The organism is Taibaiella helva (assembly GCF_003545695.1).
GTDB classification, from domain to species: domain Bacteria; phylum Bacteroidota; class Bacteroidia; order Chitinophagales; family Chitinophagaceae; genus Taibaiella; species Taibaiella helva.
Genome location: NZ_QUZZ01000001.1, coordinates 372,047 through 391,623, shown reverse-complemented (window position 1 = coordinate 391,623; position 19,577 = coordinate 372,047). Strand labels below are relative to the sequence as shown.

The following is a 19,577-nucleotide window of genomic DNA, read 5'->3' as shown; positions in this document are numbered from 1 at the left end:
ACGCTAAAACACCCGCCCATGAAAACCTATGTCTCTATTGTCCTGCTGCTGGCACTGCTGCCGGCGGGCTATACCGCCAGCGCCCGGAAGTACCCCAGGATCAATTTCGATATCAGCCTGCTGCGTTATGGTCCCGAACAAGGCATGGACAACAATTTAACCCTTACCAGCAAGGGCTTGCTCTTCAGCGCCGCGAAGATAGGGATGGCCCTGAATGCGCACAGCATCATCCATGCAGGGCTCCGCCGGCAGCCGGAGGATTATACGATGCAAGCCGATGAATTCAACCGGCCTGTCTTTGTCCTATCCGGCAAAGGCTTTGAAGCAACCCTGGGATACGAATACCGCATCAACCTGGTTCACTCCTTTGCTTTATTGGCAGAAGCCGGTCTCTTTTACGACCGCACGGATTTCGGCGGCGCCGACTTTCGCAATGCAAGCAATGGCCAGGGGCTTACCATCCATTGCCGCAGGCTATACACGGGCATTTATCCCGAGCTGAAAATAAGCTATTCCCTGTCGCGGCATGTTTCGGTAATTGCAGGGACGCGGTTGCGGGCCGGTATGGTACGAAGCCGTCAGGGCTATTTTGAATCGAACGCGCAGCCTTATATTCCCAAAGAGGGGATGTCGGTACAATTCGAACCGCTGAGCAATATCAGCTTCAGCTATCAGCTGTAGCGGCAAAAAAATACCCCGGTACGGAACCGGGGTATTGCTTATTTCTTGTTTGCGTCAGGCGAGCTTCCGCTTCACTTCCACTTCTTCGTATCCTTCGAGGACATCGCCAACTTGCACATCGTTGTAATTGCGTATGCTCAGACCACATTCGTAACCGGCATTTACCTCTTTCACATCGTCCTTGAAACGCTTGAGGGAGGCCAGCTCTCCTGTGTGTACTACGATACCGTCGCGGATAAGGTTGATGCGGGTATTGCGGGTAAATTTGCCATCGAGCACGTAACAGCCGGCAATAGTACCTACGCCGCTGATCTTGTACACTTCGCGCACTTCGATATTGCCCACCACTTTCTTTTCCAGCGTAGGCTCCAGCATACCTTCCATCGCCGCTTTGATCTCTGCGATCGCATCGTAGATGATGGAGTAGTAACGGATCTCGATATTCTCCTGGTCGGCCAGGCGGGCAGCCTGGGGCGAAGGACGCACCTGGAAGCCCAGCATGATCGCGTCGGAAGCGCTGGCCAGCATCACATCGCTCTCGGTAATCTGACCTACACCCTTCAGCACTACATTGACCACGACTTCTTCGGTAGACAGCTTCTGCAGCGAATCGCTGAGGGCCTCGGCCGAGCCGTCGAAGTCGGCCTTGATGATCACGTTCAGCTCCTTGAAGTTGCCCAGTGCCAGACGGCGTCCGATCTCGTCGAGGGTAATGTGCTTGCGGCTGCGCAGTCCCTGCTCGCGCATGATCTGCGCGCGATGGTTAGCTACGCTCTTCGCTTCGCTTTCGTCGCTGTATACTTTGAATTTCTCACCTGCCTGCGGTGCACCGTTCAGACCCAGCACCTGTACCGGTGTTGAGGGGCCGGCAACGCTGATCTTTTGTCCGCGTTCGTTGAACATGGCTTTGATCTTACCAAAGTACTGGCCGGAAACGATCATGTCGCCCGAATTAAGGGTACCGGCCTGCACCAGCACAGTAGATACATAACCGCGGCCTTTATCCAGGGAGGCTTCGATAGTGGAACCCACGCCTTCCTTATCCGGATTGGCAGTCAGCTCAAGCAATTCTGCTTCGAGCAATATTTTTTCGAGCAGCAGATCGATGTTGGTACCTTTTTTTGCAGAGATCTCCTGGCTCTGGAATTTACCACCCCATTCTTCTACCAGGATGTTCATGCCGGAAAGCTGTTCCCTGATCTTTTCAGGATTGGCCCCTTCTCTATCGATCTTGTTGATGGCAAAGATCATAGGAAGATTGGCGGCCTGCGCGTGGGAGATCGCTTCGCGCGTCTGAGGCATGATGGCATCATCTGCAGCAATAACGATTACGGCAATATCCGCAACTTTAGCACCACGGGCACGCATCGCGGTAAACGCTTCGTGACCCGGGGTATCCAGGAAAGTAATTTCTTTACCCGACTCGGTGGTCACCTTGTAAGCACCGATGTGCTGGGTGATGCCGCCCGCTTCACCGGCAACTACGCTGGCGTTGCGGATATAATCGAGCAACGAGGTCTTACCGTGATCGACGTGACCCATGATAGTAACGATCGGCGCGCGTGGCTTCAGGTCTTCAGGGTTGTCTACATCCTCCACTTCATCATCCGAACCTTCTTCCAGGTTGATGAATTCCACTTCGCGGTCGAATTCGCTGGCGACCAGCTCGATCACCTCGGCGTCGAGGCGCTGGTTGATCGATACCATAATCCCCAGGCTCATACACTTGCTGATGATATCGGCAAAGCTTACGTCCAGGAGGTTCGCCAGCTCACTCACCGAGATGAATTCGGTTACCTGTATTACGCTGCCGTCATTGGCCTGTTCGGCCGCTGCACGTTTTTCAGCCATTTCCTCCCGTTTGTTACGGCGGTATTTGGCTTTAAGATTCTTGTTGCGTGCACCGCCACCGGAAAGCTTGGCCTGTGTTTCCCGGATCTTGTCCTGAATTGCTTTGGCGTCGATCTCCTGCTCGGGTACGGGGCGGCCCATAGGCGGCCTGCGGTTGTCGCGGCCGGGACCAGACTGGAATCCGCCACCGGGACGATTGTCCCTGCGCTGCATATGTCCTCCTTGTCCTTGGGCATTGCCGTGGCCGCCGCCGGGGCGGTTGCCATGCGGGCGATTACCCTGGCCGCCGGCGTTGCCGCCCTGCTGCCTTTGCTGACCCTGGCCGCCGGTATTACCGGTCTCGGGCTTTTTGCCTTCCAGCGGTATCCGCTTGCGCTTGCGCTTATCCTTCCGCTCCTGTTTGCCGCCAACGGTATTGACCGGCAATTCGATCTTACCGATGATCTTGGGACCTTCCAGCTTGGGCGCTTTCATTTCGATATGCTCGGGAGCATCGTCTTCGGGAGTGTCTTTCTTTTGCTCGGCTACCACTGGCGCCGCCGGGGTTTCCGGAGCAAGCGGAGGTGGTGGCGCGGGCGCCTGTTCTGCCACCGGCGCTTCAGTTCTGGCCGGCACTTCCGGCTCTTCGGCTTTTTCCGCGGGGCTTTCTTTTTTCTCTTCGTCTTTCTTCTTCACCACAGCGCCTTTCTTGGGGCGGGTGCTGAGATTCAGGTCGTCGAGATTGATCTTACCCTGCACTTTGGGGCCTTCCAGCTTGGGCGACTGCAGCTCGATGTGCCCGGCGTCGTCGCCGGATGCAGTTTCGGGGGCGGGGGGCGCCGGCGCTTCCGCCTGGGGCGCAGGCTGCGGCTTTTCAACCTCGGGCTGAGGTGCAGGCGCAGGAGCCGGTTCCGGTGCAGCCGGTTTGGGCTCCTCCTTCGGAGCGGGCTTTTCCGCCTTTTTCGGCTCTGCCTTTTCTTCTTTTTTATCCTTTGCAGTAAGATCCAGCTGCTCGTGCGACTTGTTGAGGTTGTCGATCAGCGAGCCTTTGGGCAAAGCGATAGAATCGCTTTTGCGCTTGGTAGCTTTGTCCGTGGCAAACTCAGCCTGCAGCGATTCGTACATCTCACCGCTCAGCTTGGCTGTAGGTTTGCTCGCGTCTATTTCAAAGCCTTTCCCTTTCAGAAATTCAACGAGTGTTTCTTTTCCGATGTTAAATTCTTTGGCCGCGGCCAGTAATCGTGGTGTATTTGTTCCTATGGACATTCTTGAATTAGCTTTCAACCTTTTTCGGACTATCGGGCATTTCCCTCCAGCATTTTTTTTGGTAAAAGAGCCCGCCTTAAGTCCGGTTGAAAACTAAAAGAGAGCTTTAACTTAATCGATAGAGACTTGCAAATGTAGTTAATTTCCTAACTGTTGCCCGTCCCAAATATTTAAATAATGCCGAATTATTATGCTTCGTTTCCATCTTCTTCAAATTCGGCTTCCAAAATGCGGCGAACGTCGCGCACGGTTTCCTCTTCCAGGTCGGTGCGGCGAACCAGCTCTTCCACAGAAAGGTCGAGCACGCTGAGCGCGGTATCGCAACCTACTTTCTTGAATTCGCTGATCACCCATTCTTCGATCTCGTCGCTGAATTCCTCCAGGTCGATATCGAAGTCGGCAGATTCCTTGATGTCGCGGAAAACATCTATGCTGAAACCGGTCAATTGCTGCGCCAGCTTGATGTTCACGCCTTTTTTACCGATTGCCAGCGATACCTGGTCGGTATCCATGTACACATCCACATGATGCTTTTCGGCATTCACATCGATACGGTTCACTTTTGCCGGTGTAAGGGCGCGCTGTATCAGCAGCTGCGTATTGGTGGTGAAGTTGATGATGTCGATATTTTCATTGTGCAGCTCGCGCACGATACCGTGGATACGGCTGCCTTTCATACCCACGCAGGCGCCTACAGGGTCGATGCGGTCGTCGTAGCTTTCTACGGCTACTTTGGCGCGTTCACCGGGCTCGCGCACGATCTTTTTCACGGTAATAAGACCGTCCAGGATCTCGGGCACTTCGATCTCCAGCAGCTTTTCCAGGAAGGAAGGATGTGTACGGCTGAGGATGATCACAGGTGTATTGTTGCGCATCTCCACTTTCTTTACCACGGCGCGGATGGGCTCGCCTTTCTTGAAGAAATCACCCGGGATCTGCTCCGATTTGGGCAGCAGCAGCTCGTTGTTATCATCGTCGAGCAGCATCAGCTCTTTCCTCCAGATCTGGTACACCTCTCCGGTAATGATCTCGCCCACTCTGTCGGCATATTTCTGCAGCAGGCTGTTCTTCTTCAGGTCGCTGATACGGGCGGCGAGCGTTTGCTTGGCAGCAAGGATCGCCCGGCGGCCGAAGTCGAACACGTTCACCTCTTCGTAAAGCTCTTCCCCTACGGTATAATCGGGGTCCAGCCGCAGGGCTTCCGACAGCTCCACTTCAGCCAGGTCGTCTTCGGAGAAACCGTCTTCCACGATAATGCGGCGACGGAAAATCTCCAGGTCACCTGTCTGGTCGTTCACGATAACGTCGAAGTTGTCGTCGGAACCGTACTTCTTGCGGAGCAAGGTCTTGAATACGTCTTCCAACACCTTCATGAGCGTGGGGCGGTCGATATTTTCCGCCTCTTTAAAATCCTGGAAGGATTCAATAAGATTGATACTTGCCATTGGATAAAGTATTAAAGTGAAAGATAACGGAGCCAGGCGCCGCACCCTTCGATTGCGCTTCCCGTCAGAAGCTGATTTGTACTACTGTTTTTTTAATATTGTCGAAAGGAATAACGGTTTCCTTTGTCTCTTTTTTCTTTCCCACAGGCTCGTCTATGGTCACCTCGCCTTCGGTTGCTGCTTTCAGCACGCCTTCTTTCACGGCGCCGTCGTTCAGGGTGATCTCCACTTTGCGGCCCAGGTTCTTGGTGTACTGCCGCAGAAACTTCAGCGGCTCATCTACGCCGGCGCTGCTCACCTCCAGCGAAAAGTCGCCATCGGGGAACATTCCGCTTTCTTCCAGCTGCTTGTATAAAGACCGGTTGATCTTGGATACGGCATCGATGGTAACACCGGTATCGCCATCCAGGTAGATCTTGATATTATTGGTCGGTTTTATTTTAAGGTCCACCAGGAAAAGAGAAGAGCCTTCGATAAGCGCTTCGAGCTTTTCTGTGATCTGACCGATAATGCTGTTTTCCATTTGTTTTTCAAAGAGGTACGACCCCGGGCCGCCACGTACTTAAAAACGAAGAAGGGGGGCTTCGGGCCCCCTTTTCTTCTAATGCTGTGCAAAGATAAGTAATTTTCTGATCTCAATCCAAATTTTATCTGGCCATTGTTGCTGGTATAATTAAAATCTATACCGGCTCGGCCACTCCCGGATCGAGCCTGAGCACGGCGCTGGTCCAGCTTCTTGTTTTTTCGATCAGGGCAGGGTTGCCGCTCAGGTGCTGTCCGTAAGTGGGGATCATTTCTTTGAGCTTTTCCTGCCAGGCAGCGGTCTTCATTTCTTCCCCGAAGCAAGCCTTCAGCAGGTCGAGCATCACGGAAACGGAGGTAGAAGCGCCGGGCGAAGCACCCAGCAGGGCAGCGATGGAGCCGTCGGCGGCATGTACCAGCTCCGTACCGAATTCCAGGATGCCGTCGCCGTTCTTATCCTTTTTGATTACCTGCACGCGTTGCCCCGCAATGGCCAGCTCCCAGTCTTCGAGCTTCGCATCGGGATAGAATTCCTTCAGCGCTTCCAGCTTTTCTTCCGGGGAAAGCCTTACCTGCTGGATCAGGTATTTGGTCAGCTGCATATTATGCAGGCCTACCTGGATCATGGGTACAATATTGTTGAACTTGATAGAGGAAGGCAGATCCATGTAGGAGCCGTTCTTCAGGAACTTGGTGGAGAAACCGGCAAAGGGTCCGAACAGCAGCTCTTTCTTACCATTGATCATACGGCTGTCGAGGTGCGGAACCGACATCGGCGGCGCGCCCACAGCGGCCTTGCCATAGACCTTGGCATGATGCTTTTCGATGATATCGGGGTTAATGCAACGCAGCCACTGGCCACTTACCGGGAAGCCGCCGTAGCCTTTGGCTTCGGGTATATCGGACTTTTCGAGCAGGTGCAGCGCACCACCGCCGGCGCCGATAAAGACAAAGCGGGAGCGGATCTTGCGGGTCTGATCGGTGGTCATGTTGCGTACCTTGATCTCCCAGAATTGGCCGTCCTCGCTGCGTTCCACATCTTTTACCTCATGTGCGACATGAATGCCTACGCCCGGCTGGCGGAACAGGTAACGGATCATGGACCAGGTGAGCGCGCCGAAGTTCACATCGGTACCGATATCCATGCGGGTCGCGGCTACTTTTTCCTCCGGGTCCCTGTGCGCCATCATCAGCGGGACCCAGGTTTTCAGGGTTTCATGATCTTCGCTATACTGCATTCCATCAAACAAGGCATTCTGGGTCAGCGTGGCTACTCTTTTCTTCAGGAAAGCCATGTCCTGCTCGCCGCGCACAAAGCTCATGTGCGGCACCGGCTGGATAAAGTCGCCCTTGATATGTCCCTGCTCCACCAGGTAGGCCCAGAATTGCTTGGACGTTTCAAATTGCTCGTTGATCTTATAGGCTTTGGTACAGTCGACGGTGCCGTCTTCCTTTTCTGGTGTGTAGTTAAGCTCACATAGCGCGGAATGGCCGGTGCCGGCATTGTTCCAGGCGGCCGAGCTTTCGGCGGCCACTTCATCGAGGCGCTCCAGCACCTCTATGGTCCAGTCGGGCTGCAATTGCTTTAAAAACACGCCCAGCGTGGCGCTCATGATGCCGGCGCCGATCAGCACCACATCTACGGTTTGCTCTTCCTGTTTTCTTGACATGATCCAAAGAATAGAATGAACTGCAAAATTAGAATTAAACAAGCGTTTAACCTGCTTTTCCACATCAATTCTATCGATATGTACCGCAAAATTTTGACATTGACATGACAAAAGGGCTAATCAAACAACAAATATTATATATACATTCGATCATCATTAATACTATCCGTCATGAAAACCAAAATCTATCTTCTCTTTTTGTTAGCGGCATTGCTCGGCGTCCGGGCCTACAGTCAAAATCAATTTGCTCCCGTTGGTGCCGAATGGTGGTATTACAGCGTCTATATCGAGTACCAGAGCACGCCAAGGGTACAAACCAACAGCACTTTTCATACCCAATCCTTGAAGGATACCGTGATCGACGGCATCGCCTGCCGCAAAGTGATCACCGACATACGCAGCGAGGTTTACGGTGGTTTCCACCCCTATAACATGGATTACTTTTTCTACGACAATGCAGACACCGTATTTATCTACAATGAAAATTTTAACCGCTTCACGCCCCTGTTCGTGTACAATGCGCAGGAGGGCGACACCATTTGCCTGCCGGTGCCGCCAACTCCTGGCGGGCCGTCACATGCTGACCTGAGGCCCAATCCCATTTCGGGCGATACTTCCTTTTGCTTTGTACTGGACTCCGTGCGGGTATTGCTTTACGATACGGCCCACCTGCGGACTTATTTTATCCATCCGCTGAAGGCCCCCGGTACCTCCCCCTTTAACACCACAGCGTATCCGGCGTATAACTGGGGCATAGCTGTTGGGGGGACGAATGATAGATTCCCCGGCACGTATGTGGAACGCATTGCCGGCAACTTTTTGCCTACCAGGCTCATCCTGAACATGGCCGATGTTTACACAACCACTTACGCTCCGTACGACACTCTTCGCTGCTATTCCGACAGCTTTTATTCCATAAAAATGACGGCTGGTCCCTGCGATACCCTGTATCCGATACCTGTAGGGATTAAAGATCCGAAACCTGCCCGGGAGCTGCTGGAGCTGTATCCCAATCCGGCTACCCGGCAGCTGGGCCTGGCCTTCAAAACGCCGCTGCGCGAAGAAGTCAGTCTTTCTTTCTTCGACATCACGGGCAGAGCCGTTTTCCGGACTGTGCTGGCGCCGGGGGCCAGGCAGGCGACCATCGACGTCCGCCAATGGCCCAACGGCCTGTACCTGCTGCGGCTACAAAAGGGGCAGGAGGTTTATTATGAGAAGATAGCCGTAAGCCATTAACCAATGGCCTCATCAGGTTAACCTACAGTAACTTCGGGTGCACCGTACAAGGCTTAACGACAATTGTTGTATCTTTGAGACCTGTATAATTGGATTGTACTATGTCTGAGATCAATTTGGAGCAACAGTTCCAGGAGAAAATCGATAACGAGCTGCGCATCGAGCCGAAAGACTGGATGCCGGAGAAGTACCGCCAGACGCTGATCCGGCAGATCTCCCAGCACGCGCACAGCGAGATCGTAGGTATGCTGCCTGAAGGCAACTGGATCACCCGCGCCCCATCGCTGCGCCGTAAATCGGTGCTGCTGGCCAAGGTGCAGGACGAGGCGGGTCATGGGCTGTACCTGTACAGCGCCGCCGAGACCCTGGGCGTTACCCGCGATACTATGTACAGCCAGCTGCACAGCGGTGAGGCCAAGTACTCTTCCATCTTTAACTATCCTACCATTACCTGGGCCGACATGGGCGCTATAGGATGGCTGGTAGATGGTGCTGCCATTATGAACCAGGTGCCCCTTTGTCGCGCTTCCTACGGACCTTACAGCCGTGCCATGGTGCGCGTATGTAAAGAGGAAAGCTTTCACCAGCGCCAGGGTTATGAGATTATGCTCACACTGAGCAAAGGCACCAAGGTACAGCGGAAGATGGCGCAGGATGCGCTCAACCGCTGGTGGTGGCCCTCGATCATGATGTTTGGCCCTACCGACGACAACAGCCCCAACTCCATGCTGAGCATGAAATGGAAGATCAAGCGCTTCAGCAATGATGAGCTGCGTCAGAAGTTTGTGGATATTACCGTAGAACAGGCCAAGATACTGGGCCTTACCATTCCCGATAAGGACTTAAAGTGGAATGAAGAACGCGGGCATTATGATTTCGGTACCATCAACTGGGATGAATTCTGGAATGTGGTGAAAGGCAACGGACCCTGTAATAAGGAAAGGCTGGAAGCCCGAAAAAAAGCATGGGAAGATGGCGCCTGGGTGCGGGAAGCCGCACAGGCTTATGCCGGGAAACGAAAAGCAAGAAATACCAGCCGCAAAGCGGCATAAAAACGGAGCCGGCGCCTTATAGGGGTGCCGGCTTTTTAAATTGTCGTAATTTACCGGGCAACATGCCGCCATCCGGCGACAAACAGACCAACAATTTTGATGGCACTTGTGTTATATTCGTAAACCAAAACCGGCATCGAATGCATATCGACAAGATCAAAAATAAAGGCCAGGGCAGGTTGTTTCAGAGCGAGTACCTGGAGATGATGACGAAAACGCACCCGATTGTTATTTATAGCCTTTATCTTCCCATTATTGCATTTCTTCTCTATTACGGACATGCTTATAAATACCTCGGCGCAGGCCGCATGGTCCTGTTTTTCCTGCTGGGCACGCTGATCTGGAGCCTGATGGAGTATGTGCTGCACCGCTTCGTTTTCCATTTCGTGTCAGAACGTCCGCGGCTGAACATGATGATCTATAAGCTGCACGGCATTCACCACGAATACCCGAGAGACAGGGAAAGGCTGTTCATGCCGCCGGTGCCCAGCATTATCGTGGCTTCCTTTTTCTTCAGCCTGCAGTACTGGATCATGGGTTGGAATGTGCTGGCCTTTTTCCCGGGCTTCCTGTTCGGCTACCTGATGTATGGCAGCATGCATTACGCCATTCATGCGTTCACCCCCCCTTCGTTCCTGAAGGCCCTCTGGCGCAATCATCACCTGCATCATTATAAATATCCCCAGAAAGGATTCGGGGTCAGCTCCGTGATCTGGGACCATGTTTTCGGCACGGTTCCGCCAAAGAAATAAAGCTTCAACCGGATTACGGGCGCCCTGTTACCTTAAGCAACAGGGCGCTTTCGTTAAAGCGAATGCTTTGCCGGAACAATACGCCTGCGAAAAGCCGCTCTGTTCAAATTTAAGCTACATTTGTTTCGATTTTTTACCCGATTAATCATTTCCGTACATGAACTTTTATTCCCTCCCGGTAATTATCAACGATCGCAGGGAAATGCTGCTTGAATTGACCGAACAGCATTTTACACCGAAGAACAACAGCTATATTATAGAAGTGCCGAGCCTTACCGGCTTCAACCTTTTCTCTATCCTGCGGAGCAGCGTGATCCGCACCTTTGTGGAGGGGACTAAAGATATTCCGATGAGCCGCATTGAGGCGGAGTGTACGCTTAACGAAGATGTAGTAACGCTGAAGCTGTTCGAGCCGCGGCCGGCCGCACCGGACCCCGCAGAGGAGCAAGCTACGCAGCCCAAAGAGCGGCTCAGCTACGAAGACCTGGAAGCCTTCGTGCGCCGCGATAAAAAGCCCAAACCGGAAGCCGCCGTACCGCTTGCCGAGCAAGCGCGGCAGCTGGGGCAGGCCAACAGCCACCTGGCGCTTAGCTTCGAGTCGAAGCAGAATGTGATTCATGTCAAAAGCCGGCAGATGCGGGAGATCGACCAGGCCTTATTTGACCGCAATAAGCTGACCTTACGTGTGGTGCTGGAAGTAGGCGAAGAGCAGTATTCCAGCGCGGTGGACCTTTACCTGGCGCATCCTTCGCAGTTCCTGGGCATTGCGCTGGACTTCGGCTCCGAATCCAGCCAGATGGCGGTAAAGCGCTATACCAATGATTTTAACCTGCAGGAAAAAAGGCCCGAGATCGAAAACCTCTTCCGCAACATCGTGTCCTTCCACAAGAGCAACGGTTGGGTATCGCAGAACGAAGTGGTGGACTTTTACCAGGAAGAGAAAAATACCAATTTCTACAAATCGCTTTTCTACCTGAAGGAGCAGCTGACGGGCGATTACGAGGATATCGACCGCGAGGTCTTCATCAAGAACATTGCCGATAACCTGAAGATGCTGGTAAATACCAAGGACGGCTTCAATACGCTTACTGCACAGAAGTTTCACCAGCTGCCTAACCTGAAGATCATTCACAAGCATGAGGACCTGCTGAGCGGCGTAAGCTTCGAGATCGAGAAGCAGGGCTATGGCATTCCCATCAAGCTGAGCGAGATCAAGCAAAAGGTGTACAATACCATTCTTAAGGTAATGATCGCGTCCTTCCTGAAGAAGGAATTTATCCGGTACGATAAGGCGACGCGCTTTATCCGCCTGACGCTGCTGGTGCCCAATATCTACGATACCAACGACATCAACTATATCCAGTACCAGCTGCACAACATCTTCCGTGAGCTGAGCGCGCATGAATACAAGGACCGCATCCTGGCCTGGGAAGTATCGACCATATCGGAAAGCGATGCCTCCTTCATCGGCTATATCAACAAGAACAATGTTTCGATCGAGAAGGACAGGGATTATATCATTATCGATTCGGGCAAGGGCACTACCGACTTCTCGATCATCCGCACGGGAAAGGAGAACATCTTTGACCTGAATCCCGTGTACCGCAACGGTTTTTCGGGTGCAGGCAATATGATCACGTATGCCATTTTTGAAACGCTGCTGCATTACATCCGCCAGACAGCGCAGACGCATCAAAGCAGCATCAAGTACATTAAGGATAAGGTGGTGCGCATCCTCACCAGCGACGACCTGGAGCGGAAGAATAATTTTTACAACGAGCTGGAACGGTTAAAGTTCAACTATAAAGGCACACACGTAAGCGACCAGGTAAGGGATACCTGGGATCATGCCAAAAGCGGCGACATCGGCTTCCGCGATCTTATTGAATATGGCGATGGCATCAATACGCTGATCAGCCTGCTGAGCGGGGTCGAGAATGTGTCGGACTTCTACAATTATATCAGCGAGACCTGCGATTTCATTGCGGATACGGCTGTGCGCTATATCCGGCTGATCAAGGATAACAAGAAAGACTTCAACTGTGCGGGGATCATCCTTACCGGCCGCAGCTTCATGTTCAAGCCGCTGGTGGATAAGATGAAGCAGAGCCTGGTGCAGCAGCTGCAGGTAAGCGAGCGACAAATCAACCTGCTCAACAGCAGCGAGCTGAAAGACATCTGTATCAAGGGTGTGTTTAACAACTCGATCCGGGTAAATGCCGAGATGACAGGCTACCCTATCCAATTGGTATTCGGCGACAAGGAGCCTGCGGCCCCACAGCCGAAGAAACCGGCGGCCCCGCGCAAATCGCTGTTCGCGCGCATCTTCAACGACCTGAACAATTTCGACCAGGCGGAAGAGCAGGTGCTGGCTTTCGATCATAACCTGAACTTCGACAAGCTGCAGACCAGCCAGTTTCTCATCGGCTCCAAGACCTACCGTATCAGCGGCAACGATATTTTCCAAAAGCGGCCGGGAGTGGCCTATGAAGCGGATATCGAGTTTACCCATAAAGGTTACTTTATCCGCAGGAAGCACAATGATATCATCGACTGCATTGCGCCGATGCGGGCGATCGAAGACACGGAGAACAGCGACATGAGCCTGATCATTCCTTCGCTGTTTCCCAACTATATCGATGAGAAGTACCTGAACAGCCTGGAGCGCGACGATATTATGCCGGCGCCGGCTGCACCGCCACCGTCGACAGAGAACAGCGGCAACAGTAATGACAACAATAATAATCCCCCTTCGTCAAACCCCTTATATTTCTAAGCAAAAACTTCCGACAATGAAACGTTTTCTTTTTTTGCTGCTGCTGACCGGGATGACAACGGGATGGGTAAGCGCCCAAACAGACAGCAGCCATGCGACCGACAGCGCTGCGGCACAGCAGGACACCATGCTGGCAGAAGGCGGTGAGGCCGGTGGGATCAGCGGCGCCGACGTGGATACCACCGATGAAAAGCAAGGGATTGCCTGGCTGCCCATCCTGATAGGATTTGCGGCAGGCGCGCTTGTGGCCGGCATCATCGCGGGAGTTGCATCGGGGAAGAAGAAAGCAGCGCCGCCGGTGCAGGCAGCAACAGAGGCCGAAGTCCCTGCTGCAATAACGGCAGGCAGCCGCACACAACAGGACCAGAAGCTGAAGAGCCAGCTGAATGCCCTGATGAAGGAAAAGGAAAGCCTGCAGCAACAGCTGGAAAGCCATCGCAGCTTTGACAACGAATACTACGGCGAGGCCTTCCGCAAGCTGGTAGCGCCCATGCATGAAGCCATGGAAAAAGGATCGCACCGGGAGATCGAAGAGATGCTGATGAAGATCATGAGCCATTACAGCAGCCTTACCCGCTATAAAATCGCCAAGAAACAGCCCTACGACGAAGCGAATATCCAGTACCTCATTAGCCGGAAAAATCCCGCAGAAGGTCTCGCAACAGAGATCAACAGGGATACGCCGGTAGATAAGATACCCAAGCACATCAAGCCGCTGCTGGACCTCCTGAAAGAACAGGCTTCCGGCGGCCTCGACGAGTCGATCATCGCGGGCTACCGTATCCGCAATATCTGACCTGCGATTAACTCATCTATCTACGCTATCATTACCTACCGATAAAAAGACCCGCATGAAAATAAAGGGTATCCTATACCTGCTGCTGCCGGCGCTGGCGATCATACTGCTCAACCTTTTCCTGGGCAGCATTATCAGCTGGTTCCTCAGCATTGCTGTTATCGCCTGTCTGCTGTACTATTTTGCGCAGATCAACATAGAGAACCTCATCTACCGGAAAACGGATATGCCCGAGGTTACGGATGCGGTGAAAGCCAAAGCTGCGCAGGTGATCCGCAAGTACAAGGTGATCCTTTCCTTTGGCCTGATGACCATCGTTTTCATCAGCAGTGTGGTCTGTATCCTGTGTACAGTCAATCCTTCAGGCAGCCGTCCCTGGTTCCTTAACAACGATTACCATGGTATCAGCAATACGGGCATTACTTTCAGGCAATCGCTGGCGTTTACCTTACCTGCTGAAGATACCCTGGCCAGCGGGGGTTCGCTGACCTTTGAAAGAAAAGTCAATGATCAGGCGGAGCTCAGCTGCTCGGGCTTTTATCAGCCCATATTTGTACAGACCGGCGAAGAAAGTGTCTATACTCCGGTCAATGATATTTTCCCCCAGGTATTCCGGAAAGGCTTTACGCTGGAGAACAGCAGCAACCGCATCGAGGTCAGCATGACCGAAGCCACCGGTGGCTGGTTCGACTTCCTGAAGCCCGGTAAGCGAAAGAAGATCGTGTACGGCATCGAGATCCGTTCCAACGACCGTCAGCTTGCTGAAGAGATCAATATTCCGTTGCCCTATTCCGATCATATCGATATCGAAGAGACGGCGCTGCAGGAAGGGAAGTCGCTGTACAACCTGCTGCTGAACAGCCGCAGCTTTGCGGCAGGCCGCAACGAGAGCTATGCCGTGCTGGAATTCATCCTGCGGCAGATCGGCGAAAGCTACCTGCTCACGCATTACAGCCCCGGCAATGAAGGCGCTTATTCCCTGTTCCCCTCCCAGAGCCTTATCCGAAACGGTTACCACCTGACGGCCGACGGGCAACCTGTAGCGGCCCGGCTGAACAATAAAACGGCGATCTCCTTTGGAAAGAAATTCTATATCGGCTTCCATAACATACAGGAGAAAGCTTATCTGGGCACAATCAATACTGCCGAATACGGTGACAAGAGCGGAGAGGCGGTAGCGCTGCTGTTCGATTATCCGCCGGCCTATTTGCTGTCGAGCCCGGCGGAACGACAGGTGGCAGGCAATAAGAACCTTCGTTTTATCGCCAACAACAACGATGATATCCTGGCTTCCGACCTGCGCGAGGGCTTTTACTTTCATAACTACGGACTTAACACAGACTATGCTGTGATGGGAACCATGGACTACCTGTCGCAAAAGCCCAATGTACCCATGCGCTTCGGCATTGCAGACAACAACCGGAATGGCGCTTACCGTAGTGTCGACAACAACCGCTTCAGCCTGCAATCTTCCGATCCCGGAGTGCGTTATCTGTTCTCAGTGCGGGATTATTCCGATAACGGCTTTCACTATGGCAAGCTGATCCTGTTCTCTGCGCTGCTCTACATCAGCCTGCTGCTCGTGCTTATCTTTTTTCCCGGCAGAAACCTCGTGCGTATCGAGCCGGTACTGTTTGCGGTGATCTACGCCTTGCTCATTCTCCGGTTTATCCTTTTCTGGCGCCTGGCTACCTTCCCCCCGCTGGAAAATATTTCCAAGTATGAGCTGGAGCATACGATCCTGAACTTTGATTATCGCTGGGGCAGCATACACCTGCCGATACCCTTTACCCTGGTGTGGGTCTTCCTTTTCCTCGGTATCCTGAGTATTTATCGTTACCGCAGCAGCAAGGACAAGCCCTTCCTCTTTTCTCCTGCTGAAAAATGGAATCTGAAAACCGCGCCGCGGATCAATAAGGCCTATGCGGTATTCATCGGTTTATGCACGGTGCTGTTTTTCCTCAACAGCAAGCTGCTGCATATCGAGATCCTCACGCGTGTCAGCTCGATCATTCTACCGGTGATCGGCTATTGTTATTTCACGATGCTCAGCAACCGGTACTATCAATTCGACCAGGAATGGGTGCGGCCCGGCGAATCGATGGGCTATATCCGGCTGAAGGCTTATGTGCAGTATCTTATTTACAACCCGGCTTTCGTGCTCACGCTGATCACTATCCTGTTCTTTGCCCTCACCGACCGTGGCTTCGCGATCCTGTTCACGCTCTTCATCCTGCTGAAGAATATCTTCCTCAATTTCCTGAAGAAGCCGTACAACTCGCAGCATACCACGCTGAGGAAAATGCTGCTGAATCCCAACAATTACTGGATCTACGGTATCGCCGCACTGATCGTGTACCTGGTGGTACTGTCGTTCAAGTCGCTGTTCTATTACCTGCTGACCTATAAGCTGATCGTGATCGGGCTCGTACTACTGATCCCTACGGCTGTGCTCTTCTTTTTCTACCGGAAGCAGAAAAAAATTACGATGATCCTGGGCGGCATGCTGGGCCTCTATATCGTGCTGCTGCTCATTCCCCCCTCACGGCAATTCATGGAAGCGAAAGCCACCGACGCCATCAAGCACGTACAGTACCGGGCTTCCATTATCCACCAGCCGATCAGCGAGCTGCTGGCACAAAATCCCTATTCTTCCTTCCAGACGCAGAAGATCATTGAAACTGCCGAGAACCAATGGTTCATCAATTCCTATATCAATAAGCCTTACCATAACGATGCGGTGATCAACCTGCGGCCCTATTCCAAGGTAGGCGTAGACTACAATACGCAAACGCGCGACGTGGTAATCGCCCGCTTTGTCATTGGCGAGCTGGGCAACTTTACCATGTACCTGGTGCTGCTGCTCACCCTGTTGCCGCTGATCCTCTATCTTATTTCTTACCGGCTGACCGAAGAGCCTTATTACCGGCTCAACTTCCGTTCTTATGCAGGTGTATTGCCTTTACTGTTGTTCTTTACCATCAGCCTGTTCGTATGGCTTACAGCAACCAACCGTTTCGTATTCTTCGGCCAGGACTTTCCTTTCCTCAGTCTTACGAGCAAGCTCAGCGTAGTATTGCCCCTGGTGCTGTTCGGCATTACGCTGACCCAGCAACCGGTCACTTACCGCTCGTACCAGCTGAACCTGCGCAGCAATTTTGCCCGCTATGCTTTCTTTACCGTACTGATCGCCGGCTTTGCTTTGACCACGATCAAAGGCAACGAGCTGAGCAATAATAATTTTTCCATTATCGTGGAAAAGACCAAGAACCATATCAACAAAGATATCAATGCCATCTTGTACGAGATCCAGGACAGCCTTGCCGGCAAGCGCCAGCGATACAGCTACAGCAGCCTGGTCAAGGTATTGGGCGAGGATCGCCGCTTCAAGGACCTGCTCGGCGATTCGGTGACGGACAACTATACCCGAAGCATACTGAAGCAGCTGATCAGCAAGCCCGCCAATGCCTTCCGCATCGACAACCCGCTATATATGCTCTACGACAACAACCAGTACAGCGCTTTGTATAATGAGCACCTGTATCTCGAGCTACCGCCGGTGGAGAACCGAAAAGTATGGAACGGCGCGGTGACAGAGAACCTGAGCCTGCCCACCCCCATGATCAGCATTAGCTACAACAACAGCAATACCACTGCTGCGCTGCCTTACTTCAAGAAGGACCCGGTAGCCGGCCTGCAGCTGGCTGTAATGCCGGCCAGCTGGTTTGCCGGGGCGAAGCAACCCGTAGGCATACTCGATGTACAGCAAGAAGAGCAGGAACCAGCCGGACTGCTGCTGTACAAGAAAAGCAGCAATAACCTGGTGCAGTACCAGGCGGCTTTTGCCAACAGCTTCAACCCCGAGGACATTGCCACGGTCAATACCGGTAACAACAAGCTGGTGATGGCTTATAGCAATTCGGGCAATTACTTCGCCGTCAACAAATGGATCAACGGGAGCTATAAGATCCTCTATCCCCAGAAGGAGCATAATTTCTGGATGTATCATTTTGCCAATGCGATACGCAATGCCTACAAGGCCGACAGCGTGCTGCAGGACAACATTGCGATCAGCCTGGACTATACCTTGTACAATAGAGTGCAAGCGCTGATCGACAACACCTATGAGGAGACGACGCGGTCCAACCGGCGTTTCCGCTTCAGCGTGATCGCCGCCGATGCAGACGGTAATCTCCGGCTGATGAATGATTTTGTACGCAACAGGGTGCGGCTCGATCCCAATGATGTGGTGTCCATTGCCCGCCTGCAGCAAAAACATTTCTTCTTCAGCAATATCCGCAATGAACGCGATCAGTGGGGCAACAGCAACCTGCTGGCCATGCGGCTGGGGCCGGGCTCTTCGGTAAAACCGCTGATCGCTGCTGCGATCGCCTCGCAGGCCAATGCCGGCTGGGGACAGCTGCACCTGGCGGCGCCGGCACAGGCCGAATACGTTAATTATGGTGGCTTCAGGCTGCTGAAGCCCTGGGAGAACGACGATCACTACCGTGCCGAGCTGAGCCTGGATAAATACATTGAAGTGTCGAGCAATTTCTACCAGTCGGCGATGATCTTCCTGGGCTCTTATCCGCGCAGCGCTTTCATACGGAACAATATGATGAGCCTGAAGCATGTGCTGAGCACTACTGCCGGCGCCAACAATACGTACCCGGTATTCACCTTCAACGGCGGTGTGTATTACCTGCCCAACTATAACCAGCGGAAAGGCGCCTGGCCGCTGACCAATGAGCGGGAGCAGAAAAAGAAAAGCTTCTTCGGCAACGAGCATTCCCTGCTGGCCGACGGCCTGGAGATCAATGTCGGCCTGCGCACCCACACGTTTGACGACAATGGCAATATACCAGCTTCCTATACCCGCGTCAACATCGTGGACAGCACGCTGTACAAGGCTTTGTCGAAGAATAAAGGCAGCTATTTCCTCTGGAGCTTCCCTGAGCAATCCAGCTTCCTGCAGGCGCAACGGGCCTTTACGGAACCTTACCAAAACTTCAACCTGGGCCTGAAGACGACAACGCTGGGCGGTTATCCTTACCAGGTATCACCCTTCAAAATGCTGGAGATGTACACATCGCTGCTGACCCAGAACCGCGGCCTCCGCCTGGGCGTGCTGCCCGGAGAAAGGACCATAATGCCCTGGCAAACCGATGCCAGCTGGACCGGGGCCGGCAGCTTCAACCAGTTCCTGGCGGCTTATATCTTCAAAGGCATGAACGATGTGATCTATGGCGGCAGCGGCACCGCCCATGCACTGGGTGGACTGCGCGGCGCGCATCCCGGCTTCTACTTCTATGCCAAGACCGGAACCATTAACGAAGAAGGATCGGGTGCGGGCAACTCCCGCCGCCTGGTAGTCGCCATCAGCAACCAGGACCTGCAGCAGGCTGCGAATATTGGCCAGCCCGGCACACAGGTGTATACCTTGTATTTTACCGTAGACAACAACAAAGACTTTGACTGGACCTTGCTCAACAATATTATCAACGAGGTAATGGCTTCACGGTCCTTTCAGCATTATTTCCGTTAACGCAGC

11 protein-coding genes are annotated in these 19,577 nt (G+C 53.0%); 7 read left to right on the top strand and 4 right to left on the bottom strand.

Annotated elements, in window-relative coordinates; translation table 11 throughout:
• Positions 1-18 precede the first annotated feature (18 nt).
• Entirely contained in the window at positions 19-681 is a 663-nt protein-coding gene (locus DZC79_RS01675; RefSeq protein WP_118949802.1) for a hypothetical protein, read from the top strand.
• A 54-nt stretch (positions 682-735) separates the two neighbouring features.
• Here DZC79_RS01675 and infB read toward each other — a convergent pair whose 3' ends face one another.
• From infB to DZC79_RS01655, 4 genes are all read right to left on the bottom strand, one after another.
• Complete coding sequence (gene infB / locus DZC79_RS01670) at positions 736-3,777, bottom strand: translation initiation factor IF-2 (RefSeq protein ID WP_118949801.1); 3,042 nt, start codon at positions 3,775-3,777, stop codon at positions 736-738.
• Between the two features lie 188 nt (positions 3,778-3,965).
• Complete coding sequence (gene nusA / locus DZC79_RS01665) at positions 3,966-5,222, bottom strand: transcription termination factor NusA (protein ID WP_118949800.1); 1,257 nt, start codon at positions 5,220-5,222, stop codon at positions 3,966-3,968.
• Between the two features lie 64 nt (positions 5,223-5,286).
• On the bottom strand, positions 5,287-5,745 hold the full coding sequence (locus tag DZC79_RS01660; protein ID WP_118949799.1) for a ribosome maturation factor RimP: 459 nt from the start codon (positions 5,743-5,745) through the stop codon (positions 5,287-5,289).
• A gap of 157 nt (positions 5,746-5,902) precedes the next feature.
• Complete coding sequence (locus DZC79_RS01655) at positions 5,903-7,414, bottom strand: malate:quinone oxidoreductase (RefSeq protein WP_118949798.1); 1,512 nt, start codon at positions 7,412-7,414, stop codon at positions 5,903-5,905.
• A gap of 171 nt (positions 7,415-7,585) precedes the next feature.
• Between DZC79_RS01655 and DZC79_RS01650 the strand changes: the two genes are divergently transcribed.
• The 6 genes from DZC79_RS01650 to DZC79_RS01625 all read left to right on the top strand — a co-directional run bounded on the left by DZC79_RS01650 (position 7,586) and on the right by DZC79_RS01625 (position 19,571).
• On the top strand, positions 7,586-8,650 hold the full coding sequence (locus DZC79_RS01650) for a T9SS type A sorting domain-containing protein (protein WP_118949797.1): 1,065 nt from the start codon (positions 7,586-7,588) through the stop codon (positions 8,648-8,650).
• Between the two features lie 101 nt (positions 8,651-8,751).
• Complete coding sequence (gene paaA / locus DZC79_RS01645) at positions 8,752-9,702, top strand: 1,2-phenylacetyl-CoA epoxidase subunit PaaA (RefSeq protein WP_118949796.1); 951 nt, start codon at positions 8,752-8,754, stop codon at positions 9,700-9,702.
• Between the two features lie 140 nt (positions 9,703-9,842).
• Entirely contained in the window at positions 9,843-10,454 is a 612-nt protein-coding gene (locus DZC79_RS01640) for a sterol desaturase family protein (protein WP_118950009.1), read from the top strand.
• Positions 10,455-10,611: 157 nt separating this feature from the next.
• On the top strand, positions 10,612-13,230 hold the full coding sequence (locus DZC79_RS01635) for a hypothetical protein (protein WP_118949795.1): 2,619 nt from the start codon (positions 10,612-10,614) through the stop codon (positions 13,228-13,230).
• 16 nt (positions 13,231-13,246) lie between these two features.
• Positions 13,247-14,026 carry a hypothetical protein gene (locus DZC79_RS01630; protein ID WP_118949794.1) on the top strand — a complete coding sequence of 260 codons (780 nt, stop codon included), beginning with the start codon at positions 13,247-13,249 and terminating at the stop codon, positions 14,024-14,026.
• A 55-nt stretch (positions 14,027-14,081) separates the two neighbouring features.
• Positions 14,082-19,571 (top strand): hypothetical protein, encoded by a 5,490-nt coding sequence (locus DZC79_RS01625; protein WP_118949793.1) that lies wholly within the window; start codon positions 14,082-14,084, stop codon positions 19,569-19,571.
• The last annotated feature ends 6 nt before the right edge of the window (positions 19,572-19,577 follow it).

Bases quoted from the DNA above. Each gene is read 5' to 3' on its own strand.
- DZC79_RS01675 (WP_118949802.1), top strand. From the start codon at position 19: ATGAAAACCTATGTCTCTATTGTCCTGCTGCTGGCACTGCTGCCGGCG.
- infB (WP_118949801.1), bottom strand. From the start codon at position 3,777: ATGTCCATAGGAACAAATACACCACGATTACTGGCCGCGGCCAAAGAA.
- nusA (WP_118949800.1), bottom strand. From the start codon at position 5,222: ATGGCAAGTATCAATCTTATTGAATCCTTCCAGGATTTTAAAGAGGCG.
- DZC79_RS01660 (WP_118949799.1), bottom strand. From the start codon at position 5,745: ATGGAAAACAGCATTATCGGTCAGATCACAGAAAAGCTCGAAGCGCTT.
- DZC79_RS01655 (WP_118949798.1), bottom strand. From the start codon at position 7,414: ATGTCAAGAAAACAGGAAGAGCAAACCGTAGATGTGGTGCTGATCGGC.
- DZC79_RS01650 (WP_118949797.1), top strand. From the start codon at position 7,586: ATGAAAACCAAAATCTATCTTCTCTTTTTGTTAGCGGCATTGCTCGGC.
- paaA (WP_118949796.1), top strand. From the start codon at position 8,752: ATGTCTGAGATCAATTTGGAGCAACAGTTCCAGGAGAAAATCGATAAC.
- DZC79_RS01640 (WP_118950009.1), top strand. From the start codon at position 9,843: ATGCATATCGACAAGATCAAAAATAAAGGCCAGGGCAGGTTGTTTCAG.
- DZC79_RS01635 (WP_118949795.1), top strand. From the start codon at position 10,612: ATGAACTTTTATTCCCTCCCGGTAATTATCAACGATCGCAGGGAAATG.
- DZC79_RS01630 (WP_118949794.1), top strand. From the start codon at position 13,247: ATGAAACGTTTTCTTTTTTTGCTGCTGCTGACCGGGATGACAACGGGA.
- DZC79_RS01625 (WP_118949793.1), top strand. From the start codon at position 14,082: ATGAAAATAAAGGGTATCCTATACCTGCTGCTGCCGGCGCTGGCGATC.